The 15792-nt window shown below is 51.3% G+C and carries 12 protein-coding genes; 9 read left to right on the top strand and 3 right to left on the bottom strand.

All coding sequences use genetic code 11. The features are described 5' to 3' along the window. The first annotated feature begins 243 nt into the window (after nt 1-243). From HF324_RS24515 to HF324_RS24490, 6 genes are all read left to right on the top strand, one after another. On the top strand, nt 244-525 hold the full coding sequence (locus HF324_RS24515) for a co-chaperone GroES (protein WP_078667864.1): 282 nt from the start codon (nt 244-246) through the stop codon (nt 523-525). Nucleotides 526-581: 56 nt separating this feature from the next. Then, complete coding sequence (gene groL / locus HF324_RS24510; RefSeq protein ID WP_168805295.1) at nt 582-2219, top strand: chaperonin GroEL; 1638 nt, start codon at nt 582-584, stop codon at nt 2217-2219. A 125-nt stretch (nt 2220-2344) separates the two neighbouring features. Further along, the gene (locus HF324_RS24505; protein ID WP_168805293.1) at nt 2345-2827 is read left to right on the top strand and encodes an FKBP-type peptidyl-prolyl cis-trans isomerase; all 483 of its coding nucleotides are present in this window, start codon (nt 2345-2347) and stop codon (nt 2825-2827) included. Nucleotides 2828-2865: 38 nt separating this feature from the next. Further along, on the top strand, nt 2866-3342 hold the full coding sequence (locus HF324_RS24500) for an FKBP-type peptidyl-prolyl cis-trans isomerase (RefSeq protein WP_168805291.1): 477 nt from the start codon (nt 2866-2868) through the stop codon (nt 3340-3342). 154 nt (nt 3343-3496) lie between these two features. After that, the gene (locus HF324_RS24495) at nt 3497-4924 is read left to right on the top strand and encodes an L-serine ammonia-lyase (protein WP_168861046.1); all 1428 of its coding nucleotides are present in this window, start codon (nt 3497-3499) and stop codon (nt 4922-4924) included. A gap of 113 nt (nt 4925-5037) precedes the next feature. Then, nucleotides 5038-7839, top strand: a complete 2802-nt coding sequence (locus HF324_RS24490; RefSeq protein WP_168861045.1) for a TolB-like translocation protein — start codon at nt 5038-5040, stop codon at nt 7837-7839. Nucleotides 7840-8016: 177 nt separating this feature from the next. On the opposite strand, the gene HF324_RS24485 is transcribed toward HF324_RS24490, so the two are convergent. The 3 genes from HF324_RS24485 to HF324_RS24475 all read right to left on the bottom strand — a co-directional run bounded on the left by HF324_RS24485 (nt 8017) and on the right by HF324_RS24475 (nt 12513). After that, nucleotides 8017-8520 (bottom strand): hypothetical protein, encoded by a 504-nt coding sequence (locus HF324_RS24485; protein WP_168805285.1) that lies wholly within the window; start codon nt 8518-8520, stop codon nt 8017-8019. Nucleotides 8521-8578: 58 nt separating this feature from the next. Then, complete coding sequence (locus HF324_RS24480) at nt 8579-11224, bottom strand: valine--tRNA ligase (RefSeq protein ID WP_168861044.1); 2646 nt, start codon at nt 11222-11224, stop codon at nt 8579-8581. Between the two features lie 269 nt (nt 11225-11493). After that, the gene (locus HF324_RS24475; RefSeq protein ID WP_168805272.1) at nt 11494-12513 is read right to left on the bottom strand and encodes a threonine aldolase family protein; all 1020 of its coding nucleotides are present in this window, start codon (nt 12511-12513) and stop codon (nt 11494-11496) included. 328 nt (nt 12514-12841) lie between these two features. Between HF324_RS24475 and HF324_RS24470 the strand changes: the two genes are divergently transcribed. The 3 genes from HF324_RS24470 (at nt 12842) to trxB (ending at nt 15718) form a co-directional block, all read left to right on the top strand. Then, on the top strand, nt 12842-13699 hold the full coding sequence (locus HF324_RS24470) for a sigma-70 family RNA polymerase sigma factor (protein ID WP_012793808.1): 858 nt from the start codon (nt 12842-12844) through the stop codon (nt 13697-13699). Nucleotides 13700-13864: 165 nt separating this feature from the next. Next, nucleotides 13865-14749 (top strand): DUF4249 domain-containing protein, encoded by an 885-nt coding sequence (locus HF324_RS24465; protein ID WP_168805270.1) that lies wholly within the window; start codon nt 13865-13867, stop codon nt 14747-14749. Between the two features lie 21 nt (nt 14750-14770). Next, complete coding sequence (gene trxB / locus HF324_RS24460; protein WP_168805268.1) at nt 14771-15718, top strand: thioredoxin-disulfide reductase; 948 nt, start codon at nt 14771-14773, stop codon at nt 15716-15718. Nucleotides 15719-15792: the final 74 nt, after the last annotated feature.

The raw sequence follows: 15792 nt of genomic DNA, 5'->3' as shown, positions 1-15792 counted from the left end.
GTACGGCTGCAGAGCTACAAAAGACCGGAAAAACAAAGCCGGAATTAAATCACAGAATCCGTAAATATCTAAATTCCTAAATGTTTTCCTGTCATTTTTTCCTGTTGCTTGTCATGATTTGTCAGTGATTAAAGCCTGTATTGCATCTACAATCTGCAATTTTGACTATAAAAGTGCCTTGGCATAATTCTCGTGGCAAGGTGCATTCACAATTCAAACTACTTTCTTTAAATAAAAACTACTATGGCTAAGAAATTAAGTATTAAACCATTAGCTGACAGGATCATCGTAAAACCTGCAGCCGCTGAAGAGAAAACCGCTGGTGGTATCATCATCCCGGATACCGCAAAGGAAAAACCCGTTAAAGGAACCGTGGTAGCCGCCGGTCCTGGTAAAAAAGACGAGCCGGTGACTGTAAAAGTAGGTGACACCGTACTGTATGGTAAATACTCCGGTCAGGAACTGCCGATCGACGGTGAAGACTACCTGATCATGAGAGAATCCGATATCCTGGCCATCGTTTAATGACAGCCGGTTTGTGTTATTGTAAAAACTAATCTTTTAAATATCCTTAGAGCATTATGGCAAAACAATTATTCTTCAATATAGACGCTCGCAACAGAATGAAAAAGGGTGTGGATACCCTGGCTGATGCGGTTAAAGTAACCCTGGGTCCTAAAGGCCGTAACGTAGTGATCGAAAAGAAATTCGGCGCTCCCGGCGTAACCAAAGACGGTGTTACCGTTGCGAAAGAAATTGAACTGGAAGACGCTATCGAAAATATGGGCGCGCAGATGGTGAAGGAAGTTGCTTCCAAAACCGCTGACCTGGCTGGTGACGGTACTACCACTGCTACCGTTCTGGCACAGGCTATTATCGGCGAAGGCCTGAAAAACGTGGCTGCCGGCGCTAACCCAATGGACCTGAAACGCGGTATCGACAAAGCTGTTAAAGCGATCGTTGAAAACCTGAAAAAACAGTCCGAAAAAGTTGGTAACGACAACAAAAAAATCGAACAGGTTGCTTCTATCTCCGCTAACAACGACTCCGAAATCGGTAAACTGATCGCGGAAGCTATGAAGAAAGTAACCAAAGACGGCGTTATCACCGTGGAAGAAGCGAAAGGCACCGACACTACTGTAGAAGTAGTAGAAGGTATGCAGTTCGACCGTGGTTACCTGTCTCCCTACTTCATCACCAACAGCGAAAAAATGCAGGCTGAACTGCAGAACCCTTACATCCTGATCTATGACAAAAAGATCAGCACCATGAAGGATATCCTGCACATCCTGGAAAAAGTAGCTCAGCAGGGCGCTCCGCTGGTAATCATCTCCGAAGATCTGGAAGGTGAAGCACTGGCTACCCTCGTGGTAAATAAACTGCGCGGTACCCTGAAAGTAGCTGCTGTAAAAGCTCCTGGCTTCGGTGACAGAAGAAAAGACATGCTGCAGGACATCGCTACCCTCACCGGTGGTATCGTTATTAGCGAAGAACAAGGCTACAAACTGGAAAACGCCGACCTCACTTACCTCGGTAAAGCTGAGTCCGTAACCATCGATAAAGACAACACTACCGTTGTAGGTGGTAAAGGCCAGAAAAAAGACATCCAGGGCCGCATCGGTCAGATCAAAGCACAGATCGAAGTAACTACTTCCGACTATGACCGCGAAAAACTGCAGGAACGCCTGGCTAAACTGAGCGGCGGCGTTGCTGTACTGTACGTAGGTGCTGCTACCGAAGTGGAAATGAAAGAGAAAAAAGACCGCGTAGACGACGCCCTGCACGCTACCCGTGCTGCCGTAGAAGAAGGTATCGTTCCGGGCGGTGGTGTGGCTTATATCCGCGCTATCGAATCTCTCGAAAAACTGAAAGGCGACAACAACGACGAACAAACCGGTATCGCTATCATCAAACGCGCTATCGAAGAGCCGCTGCGCCAGATCACTGCTAACGCTGGTATCGAAGGTTCCATCGTAGTTCAGAAAGTGAAAGAAGGTAAAGGCGACTTCGGTTTCAACGCCCGCACTGAAGTATATGAAAAAATGCTGGCTGCCGGTGTTATCGACCCGACTAAAGTTAGCCGTATCGCACTCGAAAACGCCGCTTCCATCGCTGGTATGCTGCTGACTACCGAATGCGTAATCGCTGACAAACCAGAACCTAAATCCGCTGCTCCTGCTATGCCAGGTGGTGGTCACGGTATGGGCATGGACTACTAATCAGTCTTATTACCATAAAAGGAAACTCCCGCAGGCCTTTCTGCGGGAGTTTTTTTATCTTGTAACTTTACCGCCGGTATTGCGTTACACTGATAACTCTGGTAATTAAATCAACTCACAACTGAATGAAGTTATTGCTGAAAATAGCCCTGGCCTGCCTGCCGGTGTTCACCCTGCTCTCCTGCTCCAAAAAAGCAGACGACATGATCACGATGGACGCCGCCGAAACAGATACACGCATCCAACAATATCTCTTTGCCCATAACGAAATCGCCGTACGCGACCCCTCCGGACTGTACTATCGCATTTATAAGCCCGGAGACAGCGTCCATTTCGTGAAACCTGCATCCGTTGTGTATGTCAACTATTCCAATCAACTGATTGACGGTACCATCGTAGACGCCTCTTTCGATGTCACCAACTTCAACAACCGGGAACTGAAAAATCATATCCCAGCCTGGCAGATAGGACTGGCCAAAATCTCCAAAGGAGGCAAAATACGGATGTATATCCCGCCATACCTCGCTTTCGGCAGCATGGGCGTCCCCGACATCATACCACCCAACGCCATCCTCATCTCCGAGGTGGAACTGGTGGACATCAAATAGACTTTTTTGTGTAACTATAAAATCCAAATATCAACGGAATGAAGAAAGTTTTTTTACTGGGAGGGTTAGGCCTCGCACTACTGGCAGCCTGCTCTAAAAAAGACAATACACCGCAGTACGATGCCATTAAACAATTTGATGCTGACAGCGTAACTATTGTCAATTACCTGAAAACCAATAATATCACCGCCTCCCACGATCCGCGCGGTATCTTCTGGCAAATCATAGACAGCGGCGACCTGGGCAACAAACCCACTCCGACCAGCAACGTGACCGTGAAATATGCCGGTACCTTCCTCGACGGAAAAACTTTCGACAGCAACGATAACGCCAGCTTCGACCTGAACCGCGTGATCGACGGCTGGACGATCGGCATCCCAAAGATCGGCAAAGGCGGACGCATCAAGCTGTTCCTGCCCTCCATCTACGCCTACGGCCCTTACGCCAATAACGGCATCCCGGCCAACTCGGTACTGCTTTTCGACGTCACACTGAAAGATCTCGTTAAAAAATAATTCCCAGGGGCTGGCCGGAAAGGTCAGCCCTTATTGTTATCACCCCTGCCGGATAACGTTCCCTCCCTCCCCCGGATCAGCAAAATCAAGAAATAGTTAAATACCAAAATCCGAAAATAAAAATGCTCTATTTTTACAGGTAAATCAATAATTAGTGGCACACGAATGTATCTCCGTTTTCGACATCTTTAAGATTGGCATTGGTCCGTCCAGCTCCCATACTTTAGGCCCCTGGAGGGCCGCCCAACGCTTTCTCCACGAATTGGAAGCCGCCGGTAAACTCTCTTCCGTCACCGGCTTACAGGTACTGCTTTACGGCTCCCTCGCCAAAACCGGCCACGGCCATGGCACCGATATCGCCGTGCTGCTGGGCCTCTGCGGCGATGACCCCGTTACCTTTGACGTTAATAAAATCAATGATAAAATAGATGACCTGCGCCGCACCCGTAAAATGATGCTGGCAGGTAAATATGAAATAGATTTTGACCCGGTGGAAGACATCGAATTCCTCTTCGAAGAATCCCTGCCATTCCATCCCAATGCCCTCGTATTCCTCGTGACCTTCGCCGATGGCGATAAACAGGCAGCTACCTATTACTCTATCGGTGGCGGCTTCGTGGTACAGGAAGGCGAAATAGGCGGCGGCACCACCTCGGTAGACCTGCCTTTCCCCATCGATACGGCCCGGCAACTGCTGCAGTTCTGCATCAAGACCGGCTTCAGCATCTCCGAACTGGTCATGGAAAATGAACTGGCCTGGCGGCCGGAAGCGGAAACCCGCGCCGGCGTGCTCAATATCTGGCGCGTGATGCAGGAATGTACCTACCGTGGCTGCCATACTACCGGTGAACTGCCGGGCGGCCTCAAAGTAGCCCGCCGCGCCGCAGCACTCAATAAAAAATTGCTGAAAGGCCGCACCTACACCGACTATCACTCCTGGATAGAAGCTATCCGCGCCGGAGGCGCACACTTCACCTATACGCTCGACTGGGTGAGCTGCTTCGCCCTGGCCGTCAATGAAGAAAATGCCTCTTTCGGCCGCGTAGTCACAGCGCCCACCAACGGCGCCGCCGGCGTGATACCCGCCGTACTGCAGTATTACATCGCCTTCTGCGACGGCCTGCACGACGACAGGATCATGCAGTTCCTGCTCACCGCCTCCGAAATCGGCAGCATCTTCAAAAAACGCTCTACCATCTCCGCCGCTATGGGCGGATGCCAGGCGGAAATAGGTGTTTCCTCCGCCATGGCGGCAGCAGCGCTGACAGAATGCCTCGGCGGCTCCCAACGGCAAGTGCTGATGGCCGCTGAAATAGCCATGGAACACCACCTCGGCCTCACCTGCGATCCCATCGGCGGACTGGTACAGATCCCCTGTATCGAAAGAAACACCATGGGCGCCATCAAAGCCATCACAGCTTCCCAGCTGGCGCTGCAAAGCAACCCGGAACTGGCCAAGGTTTCCCTCGACGCCGTGGTGAAAACCATGTGGGACACCGCCCTGGACATGAACTCCAAATACAAGGAAACATCAGACGGCGGCCTCGCTGTCAACATCCCGATCAGTCTCAGCGAATGTTAGCATAAAATACGGAAGCAGCGGTACAGCGCGCAGGATTTAAATATGTTTATATTAAGAAAGAAACATATTTTCGTTTTGCGCTCAGTACCGCAATTCGTAATCCGTATTTTTTTATGCGTCACTACTTCTGGCTCCTGTTATTGTCAACTTCCGCCGCCGCCCAACAGTTCGGAGGAAACCCTCCTTCCCTGAAATGGCAACAGATCAATACCGATACCGTCCGCGTTATCTTCCCGAAAGGCATGGGCCGGCAAGGGGAACGTGTAGCCAACATCGTTACCTGGCTGAATAAAAATACCCGCTCCTCCATCGGTCCGCTGGAAAAGAAAGTGGACATCGTATTACAGAACCAGACGATGCAGTCCAACGGATACGTACAGCTCGGACCTTTCCGCTCCGAATTCTATCTCGCCCCGTCTCCCACATCGCAGGACCTCGGCTCGCTCAACTGGACAGAGCAGCTGGCGCTCCACGAATACCGCCACGTATTGCAAAACATGAACTTCCGGCAGGGAGTGTCTAAAGTGTTTTCCTGGCTGGGTGGCCAACTGGGACAGGCGGCGGCTACCAATATCGCTGTCCCCAACTGGTTCTGGGAAGGCGACGCGGTGATCAACGAAACTGTATTCAGTCCGCAGGGGAGAGGCCGGCTGCCGGCTTTCTTCGACGGCTTCCGCGCCCTGTCACTGGAAAATAAGCGCTATGCCTACATGAAAATCCGTAATGGCTCCTACCGCGATTTCGTCCCGGACCATTATCCCCTGGGTTACCTGCTGGCGACTTACGGCCGCAACCACTATGGCAACGATTTCTGGAAGGGCGTTACCAGCGACGCAGTCCGCTACCGCGGCGTTTTTTATCCGTTCTCCCAAAGCCTGAAAAGACGTACCGGTAAAAATATCACGGCCTTCTACAATGCTATGCTGGCGGAATACCAGCCACAGTGGAACCAATACGCAGCCCGTCCGGACACCACGCCGGCAATACCGGTCACCGCTTCCGGCCGCACCGTTACCAATTATAAATATGTATATGCGGCAGGCCCCGGAGAATGGATCGTGCTGAAAGACGCTTATAACAAAGTACCGGGCATTTACCGCCTGCGCAGCAATGGCGACGAGGAGCTGCTGGTAAGGCCGGGCATTGTTTACAATGATTTCTTCAGCTACCGCAACCAGCGCATTGTATGGGCCGCAGCCCGCTTCGACGCACGCTGGGGCTGGAAAAATTTCTCCGTCATCAGGGTGCATGATAACACCAACGGCAGTACGAAAACAGTATCTCCCCGCGGTAAGTTCTTCTCCCCGGATATCAGCGCTGACGGGCAACAGATAGTAGCGGCGTCCATCACCCCGGACATGCACTACAGCCTGCAGGTGATCAGCACCGCCACCGGCCACATAGAGAAGGTGCTGCCCAACCCCGACAACTGGTACTATACCTTCCCCCGCTTCACAGCAGATGACAAGGCAGTAATCAGCGCTGTCCGCAATGAACGCGGCGAAATGGCGCTCGTACAGCAATCACTGCTGACCGGCGAAGCCACACCGCTCACGCCCTTCAGTTATACGGTGCTGGGAATACCGGCAGTGCAGGGGGATACCGTGTATTTCACCGCCTCCACCCGCGACGTAAACAACGTATACGCGATGACGTTGTCTGACCGGAAAACATATGCCATCACAGACAGGGGCAACAGCGCGCTGCATATGGCCGCATCGCCGCAACAGGACAGCCTCGTGTTCAGCGAGTTTACCACGGCCGGCTACCGCCTGTACCGCACACCGCTGAAAACAGCCTGGAAGGAAATGCCTGTGGCACAGTCGCAGCACAGTAAATGGCTGCAGCCGGCAGCTGCAGAAAGCGGCAACATACTGGACATCGTACCGAACGACTCCCTGCCGGTAAGAAAATACGGGCTTTTTACCCGGCCGTTCAATTTCCACAGCTGGGTACCGTCCTTTAATGAGCCCAACTACAGCATCTCGCTGCTGGGAGAGAATATCCTCAATACCACCAATACTACCATCGGGTACAACTACAACCGGAATGAAGGCTACTCCGATGTGAGCGCCAGCTTTACCTTCGGAGGATGGCTTCCCTACCTGAACACCGGCGTGGACTATATTTTCAACCGCAACACAGTAGTACCTAACCTAGGCCGTATTTACTGGAATGAACTGACCTGGCATGCAGGACTGTCTGTTCCGCTGAACCTGTCATCCGGATTGTTCAGCCGCAGCCTGTTGATCGGCAGCGATTATAATATCCTGCACCGTTATCCGCAGGGGAACTTCAAATTCAAAAACGACAACCTGCAATACCTGAGCAGCCGGTTGCTCTTCAATAATATGCGGATCAAAGCCAAACAGAACATCTACAGCCATTTCGGGCAGTATGTGGCGTTGTATTACAACCACTCGCTGGGCAACCCGTTTGCTACGCAGTTCTATGGCCGCATAGACCAATATCTTCCCGGCTTCTCCCGTAACCACAACATCGTATTGCAGGCGGCTTTCCAGCAACGCGACCAGGATTTCAACTATACTTTCACCGATAACTTCGTATATGCGAGGGGCTACAATACGCCTTTCTATGACCGGGTGTACAAGCTGGGGGCCAACTACCATCTGCCGCTGGCTTACCCGGACTGGGGCTTTGCGCAGATTCTCTATTTCAGCCGTGTCCGGGGCAACCTGTTCTATGATTACAGTGTAGCAAGAGATTTTGTGAACAATAAGAACAACCGCTACACTTCCGCGGGAGCAGAACTTTTCCTCGATACGCGCATCGGCAATGCGCTGCCGTTTACCTGTGGGGTACGGTTCAGCCATCTGTTTGACAAAGATCCGGTAGACAATGCGCAGAACAGGGTGGACTTTATTGTGCCGTTACAACAGCTGTTCAGTTATTGATTTACGGATTTTGGGATTTACGGATTTTTTGATTTCGGGGACTTCCACAGAGCGGATAAATAAAAAGATCGAAGCGATTAACATTGCTTCGATCTTTTTATTTATTCTGTATTTATTCGCTCTTAAAGTCCCCGAAATCAAAAAATCCGTAAATCCCAAAATCCATAAATCCCAAAATCATTTCACCGTGATCCGCAGCGAGGGTGCGCGGTAAAGTTTGTCCGGCACATATTCAATCAGGATATCGTCAAAGTACAATACATCTCCCTGTTGCAGGCTCTCTTTGAGGCGTGTGCTCCAGAGGGCCGGGAGGCGGGACGTTTTAAAGTTGTCTCCCGTATAGTCTTTATAGATGCCGGGTTGACCGGTAGTATCGTTGAGGTAAGGCTGATGTTGTTCGTACGTAAAAGCGAAAGAGAGCACCGGGTAGAGGTGATTTTTTTCATCGCGTACCACCAGTGCGGAGTCCAGCAGTTTCACCACCTGGCTTTTAGGCAGGGTGTCGCTGAGAAAAAGCCCCCAGCTGCTGCGGAGCTTCGCGGGCCGTTTGTTGTTTGCCGGCGCGGTTTTGTTCGCAGATGAAGCTTTGGTGGCAGGAACGGGCTTTCTGCCGGATTGGGCAAAAGTGGCCGTGTTGATCATCAACAGCAGAAAAGTGAATGCGGACAGGTGTTTCAGCATGATAGTGACGGATATAAAAAAATCGCCCGGTATACTAACGACCGGGCGATGACTAAAATTATAAAGATTTCAAACTTTCCGTTATCACCTGGATTTTTGCTTCGGCGTCGGCTTTTTTGCGTCTTTCCGCTTCTACAATTTCCGGTTTGGCGTTCTGTACGAAACGTTCGTTGGCCAGTTTGTTTTCCACGGACTTCAGGAAGCCCTGTTGATATTCGAGGTCTTTCAGCAGGGATTCTTTCTGTGCCGTGGTGTCCAGTACGGTTTCGGTGCCGAGGTAGAATTTATCTTTCTGCACCACGAGGGTGATACAGCCGGGAACCGCTTCCTGTACGTAGTGTACCGCTTTGGCGTTTACCTGTTTGGCGATGGTGTCTTCAATTTGTTTGAAGGCGTTCTCGTGTTTGGTTTCGATATGCAGTACGATCGGGTCTTTGGGTTTGATCTGGTTTTTGGTACGGGCGTCGCGGATGCCGGTGATGACTTCCTGTGCCAGTGTGCCTTCAACGAGGGTGGCGTGTACCGGTGCGGCAGGAGTGGTGAATTGTTTCATCATCAGCACATCTGTTTCATCGCGTACTTTCAGCTGTTGGTAGATCTCTTCGGTGATGAACGGCAGGTAGGGGTGCAGCAGTTGCATCAGTTGTTCGAAGAAAGACACCGTTTGTGTATATACTGCGGCGGAGATGGGCTGTTCAAAACCTGGTTTCACCCATTCCAGGTACCAGCTGCAGAAGTCGTCCCAGATAAGGCTGTAGATAGCTTTCAGACCTTCGCTCAGGCGGAAATCGGCGTGCAGCGCGGCTACCTGGGCCTGTACTTCGTTCAGGCGGCTCTGGAACCATCTGATGGGGAAGAGGCCGGAGGCGTCCACATTGTCAACTGCCTGGCGGGGTTCCCACATTTTCACCAGTTTCAGGGCGTTCCAGATTTTATTGTTGAAGTTACGGCCCTGATCGCAGCTGGAGGTATCGAACAGCAGGTCGTTACCTGCCGGAGAGCTGATCATTACGCCGAAACGTACGGCGTCGGCACCGTAGCTGTGAATGAGTTCCAGCAGGTCGGGTGAGTTGCCGAGGGACTTACTCATCTTGCGGCCTTCTTTGTCTCTCACCATGCCGGTGAAGTACACGTCGTTGAAAGGCTTTTGTCCGTTGAATTCCAGGCCGGCCATGATCATACGGGCCACCCAGAAGAAAATGATATCCTGACCGGTTACCAGTACGGAGCCGGGGTAGTAGTATTTATAGTCTGCGTTGTCCGGGCTGGAGATGCCGTTGAACACTTCCATGGGCCAGAGCCAGGAGGAGAACCAGGTATCGAGGCAGTCTTCATCCTGTTTCAGGTCGGCCGCGGTGAGCGTGATGCCTTTCTTTGCAAACAGGGCTAGGGCTTCCTCCGCGGTGGCGGCTACTTCAAAAGTGCCATCGGTAGCATACCAGGCAGGGATCTGCTGTCCCCACCACAGTTGGCGGGAGATACACCAGTCCTTTACATTTTCCATCCAGTATTTGTAGGTAGCGAGGAAGCGGTCGCCGGGATGTATTTTAACATCGCCGTTTACCACGGCGTCCAGCGCCGGTTTGGCGATATCGGCCATTTTCACGAACCACTGGGTGGAGATGCGGGGCTCTACTACGGTCGTCGGGTTACGCTGACTGTAGCCGAGGCGGGTGGTATAAGCTTCCTCTTTCACCAGCTGGCCGGCTTCTGCGAGGGCGGCCACGGTTTTCTTGCGGGCCACGAAGCGGTCTTCCCCTACAAATACAACGGCGGCGGCGCTCAGGGTGCCGTCATCGTTGAGGGTGTCGATGATTTCGAGGTTGTGTTTCAGACCGAGGTTATAGTCATTGATATCGTGTGCAGGCGTCACTTTCAGGGCGCCGGTACCGAAGGCTTTGTCCACGTAGGTATCGAAGATGATGGGCACGGGGCGGTTTACCAGCGGAACGATGGCAAAATGCCCTTTCAGGTGTGCATATCTTTCATCTTCAGGGTTGACGCAGATGGCGGTATCGCCCATGATCGTTTCAGGGCGTTGGGTGGCGATCGTGATAAATTCGCCGGTAGGTTTGCCTTCCGCGTCGGTGATGGCATATTTCACATGATACAGGAAACCCTGGATGTCTTTATATTCCACTTCCTCGTCGCTCAAAGCTGTTTTGGCTTTGGGGTCCCAGTTGATCATGCGGGCGCCGCGATAGATAAGGCCTTTGTTGTACAGTTCCACGAACACTTTGATCACCGCTTTATAATAGTGGTCGTCCATGGTAAAGGTCACCCTGTCCCAGTCGCAGGAGCAGCCGAGCTTTTTGATCTGCTGGTAGATGATGCCACCATATTTTTCTTTCCACTCAAAAGCGTGTTTGAGGAAGTCTTCGCGGGAGAGCTGGGATTTTTCGATCCCTTTTTCTCTTTTCAGCATGTCTACCACTTTCGCTTCCGTTGCGATGGAGGCGTGGTCGGAACCGGGTACCCAGCAGGCGTTGAAACCGCTCATACGGGCGCGGCGCACCAGTATGTCCTGGACTGTTTCATTGAGGGTATGGCCAAGATGCAAGACCCCGGTGACGTTAGGCGGGGGGATCACTACAGTAAAGGGCTGGCGGCTATCCGGCGTAGAGCGGAAATAACCTTTGTCCATCCAGTGTTGGTACCATTTTTCTTCAACCGTTGCAGGCAGGTAATTTTTCGAGAGTTCCATGCTATTCATAATATAAGTCTGCAAAAATAACGGAGATTGACCAGAGAAGGAAATTATGGGACAGAATATTAGTGCGGGACCGCAGTGCCGGGAAAGAAGACAGAAGGCCCGTTGAGCGCCGGTCTTCCGTCAATTGACTGCCATGCAGCTGCAGCGGCGGCTTTGGTGCATAAAAAAAGTGCATCCGCAGATGCACCTTTTGCCGGAGATAAGCGTCTTTATATAGGTAGCCCCGGACTTTGGTCCCGGGACAGCTGGTTGCCTCCGGGTTACATGGTTTCAGCGATCACCTGGCAGGTTTTCGCCACCATCTCGGGAGTGATGTCCAGGTGGACGACCATTCTGACCTGTGTAGGGGAGATGGCCATGGTAAGGATGCCTTCATTGCGGAAGTGGTCTGTCAGCTTCCGGGGTGTCCATTCGCCGCCGGTGACTTCGAAGATGAGGATATTGGTTTCCACGGGCAGCATATGGCCGGTGAAGCTTTTTTCCAGCAGGGCCGCCGCTATTTGTTTGGCGTGCTGGTGGTCTTCTTCGAGGCGCTGGATATTGTTTTCCATGGCATAGATGCCGGTGGCGGCCATATAGCCGGCCTGCCGGAGGCCGCCGCCCAGTTTCTTGCGTACGCGGCGGGCTTCGCGGATGAAGGCGGTATTTCCGAGGAGTACCGAGCCCATGGGGCAGCCCATGCCTTTGTTGAGGCATACGGAGATGCTGTCAAAGGTGCGTCCGTAGTTGCGGGGGTCCTGTCCGGTGGCCACGATGGCATTGAAAAGGCGGGCGCCGTCCAGGTGGAGGGCGAGTTTATGGTGGTCGCAGACCTGGCGGATACGGAGCACTTCATCCCAGTCGTAGCAGCATCCGCCGCCGCGGTTGGAGGTGTTTTCGAGGCATACCAGGCTGGTGCGGGCTTTGTGCACATCGTCGGGATTGATGGCCGCTTCCACCTGGGCTGCGGTGATCATGCCGCGGTCGCCGGTGATGGCATGTACCTGGGCGCCGGCGTTGAAGGCGATGCCGCCTCCTTCATAAATATAAACATGGGCGAGGTTGCTGCAAACCACTTCATCCCCCGGCAACGTATGTACTTTGATGGCAATCTGGTTGCTCATTGTGCCGGAAGGGCAGTAAAGGGCTGCCTCTTTGCCAAAATAGTCTGCCATCATGGCTTCCAGTTTGTTGACACTGGGGTCTTCGCCAAAAACGTCGTCTCCGGTTTCAGCCTGCAACATGGCCTGTAACATGCCGGGGCCGGGGCGTGTAAAAGTATCGCTGCGAAAGTCTATCATATGATTGAATAATTTGCAAGGACTTTGACAATAAATTAGTTAAGATGCTAATTTAATAATGATTATTTATCAATTGTTAAAATTTGCATAAAGCGTGTGGCAACAAGGACTAAAGCACTATAAAATATCGTTATAAAACTGTACTTTGTTATAGCGAAGACGAAAAAAAGAAGGATTTGGTAGAGTGGTGGGTTAGCACGATCTTTGCAGGCTAAATAAAAACAAACGAATAAGGTGCGGGAAATTTTGTAAGTTAATTAAATTCAAAATTCAAACAAAATATTTCTTTCGCTGTTATTCTTATTTATAAACCAATACAATTTTTCATATGAGGCAACTTAAAATTGCCACCCAGATCACCAATCGTGATTCGCAGGCGGTAGAAAAGTACCTGCAGGAAATCTCGAAGATCCCTTTGTTAACACCTGAGGAGGAGACCGTTTTGGCGCAGCGCATAAAAATGGGCGATCAGAAGGCTCTTGAAAGATTGACTACAGGAAACTTACGTTTCGTGGTTTCCGTTGCCAAGCAGTATCAGCACCAGGGGCTCAGCCTCAGCGACCTTATCAATGAAGGTAATTTAGGCCTGATCAAAGCTGCGCAGCGTTTCGATGAAACGAAAGGTTTCAAATTCATCTCTTATGCAGTATGGTGGATCCGCCAGTCCATCCTGCAGGCGTTGGCCGAACAGGGTCGTCTTGTTCGTCTGCCGCAGAACAAAATTGGCACCTATAATAAAGCAAACAAAGCTTACATGGCATTTGAACAGGAAAACGAGCGTGAGCCTTCTACCGAGGAACTCGCAGAAATCCTGGAAATGTCTGAATCGGAAATCAATAACATTTTCCAGAGCAACACCCGCCATATGTCACTGGACGCACCAGTACATGAAGCTGAAGACGTAGCCATGGGAGACCTGCTGGAAGGTGGAGACATTACCGACGACGACGTGATGAGAGATTCCCTCCGCGAGGAAATACGCCGGGTGTTAAAATCCCTGAGCCCCCGCGAAGCGGAAATTGTGAATGCCTATTTCGGTCTGGATGGTGAAAACGGCGCAACAATCGAACAAATCGGACAGAAGTATGATCTGACCAAAGAAAGAATCAGGCAAATCAAGGAACGCGCTATCAAAAGGCTCCAGAAAGCACGCTATAGCGGCGCCCTGAAATCCTACCTGGGATAATATTTTCGATTTTCGGATTTTCAGATTTTCGGTTTTAAATGCGTAAATCAAAAAATCACTAAATCAAGAAATCATTATATAAATCCTCTTAATCTATAAAAACACCGGCCTTGTAAATACATGGCCGGTGTTTTTATATTGATAACACCCCTTATTTTTGCAAACATGCGCAACTTCCTGATGATCATAGCGGCTGCCGTTGCATTCCTCTCCGCCTGCGAGAAAGATATCAGCGTCAACCTGCAACAACAGGAACCGTCGCTCGTAGTGGAAGGTAAATTTGAAACCAACCGGTACCCGCAGGTAGTGCTCACCCGCAGCCTCGGCTACTTTTCCCGGATAGATCCCGCCACCTTACTGGCTTCTTTTGTGCATAACGCCGTGGTGACCGTCTCGGACAGCGTCCGTACCATGACACTCAAAGAAAGGATCGTGGAAATACCCGGACTGGGCCCCGTTTTCGCCTACGTCCCCGATACTTCCAGGCCTTCCGCCGCTTTCAGAGGGAAAAACGGCGGACGGTATACCCTGAAAATCACTGCTGACAATAAGTCATATGAGGCAGTGACAACAATACCCCTGCAGGGTTTCCACCTGGATACCATCTGGTGGCAACGGGTAAGGCAGGAAAACGATACCTCCAACGCCCGCTTATGGGCCAGGATCACCGATGCTGCGGCCTCCGGCAATTATGCCCGGTACTTCACCCGCACCAACAGCGGCGCCTTCCTGCCCGGCATGAACTCTACCATGGATGATCAGGTGGTGAACGGCACAACATTTGAAATTCCTCTCGACGCCGGCGTCGACAAAAGCAAACGCGAAAATCCGGAGACATACGGCTTTTTCAAAAGAGGCGATACGGTAACGGTGAAATTCTGTAACATCGATAAAGCCACCTTCAGCTTCTGGCGCGCACTTGACTTCGCCTATAACAGCACCGGCAATCCGTTTGCATCTCCCACCAAAATACTGGGAAATGTGCCCGGCGCAGTCGGTTACTGGGGCGGTTACGCCGTCACCTATAAAACAGTTATTATCAGGAAATAATTTATATAGAGCAATCAAAGTATGGAAAACAAACAACAAGAACATGTGCATCTGTTGATCATCGGATCCGGCCCCGCCGGCTACACCGCTGCAATATATGCCTCAAGAGCCAACCTTAAACCAGTATTGTACCAGGGTATTCAACCCGGTGGCCAGCTCACCATCACCACGGAAGTGGAAAACTATCCCGGCTACCCGGAAGGTATCCAGGGCCCGGAAATGATGGTGGACTTTGAAAAACAGGCTACCCGTATGGGCGCTGATATCCGCTATGGCATGGCTACAGCCGTGGACTTCAGCAAACAACCCTATAAAGTGACCATCGACGAAGAAAAAGAAATCACCGCCGACGCCATTATCATCGCTACCGGAGCCTCCGCCAAATGGCTGGGACTCCCGTCCGAACAACGGCTCAACGGCAGCGGCGTTTCTGCCTGCGCAGTATGCGACGGTTTCTTCTTCCGCGGTAAAGAAGTGGCCATCGTTGGCGCCGGTGACACCGCCGCCGAAGAGGCGCTTTACCTCTCTAAAATGTGCACCACCGTACACATGCTCGTGCGTAAACACGAAATGCGCGCCTCTAAAGTAATGCAGGACCGCGTACTGAAAACCTCCAATATCATCGTATACTGGAACACCGAAACAGAAGAAGTACTGGGCGACAAAAAAGTAGAAGCTGTAAGAGTACGCAATAACCAAACCGGCGAAACAAAAGACGTTCCGGTTAGCGCTTTCTTCGTGGCCATCGGCCACCAGCCCAACTCCGCCATTTTCAAAGATTACCTGCAACTGGACGAACAGGATTATATCGTGACCGTTCCGGGCAGCAGCCGTACCAGCATCGAAGGCGTATTCGCCTGCGGCGACGTACAGGACAAAATCTACCGTCAGGCTGTAACAGCTGCCGGCAGCGGTTGTATGGCCGCTCTTGATGCTGAAAGATACCTGTCTGCTAAAGAACACCAGTAATCAATTACGAATTACGAATTGAGAGATAGCTTTTGATCCGTAATTCGTAATTGAAACTTAATCATAATACCATT

This window comes from Chitinophaga oryzae, assembly GCF_012516375.2.
Taxonomy (GTDB): Bacteria; Bacteroidota; Bacteroidia; order Chitinophagales; family Chitinophagaceae; genus Chitinophaga; species Chitinophaga oryzae.
Note: the sequence above shows the minus strand (reverse complement) of the source record. Positions and strands in the feature narration are given on the sequence as shown.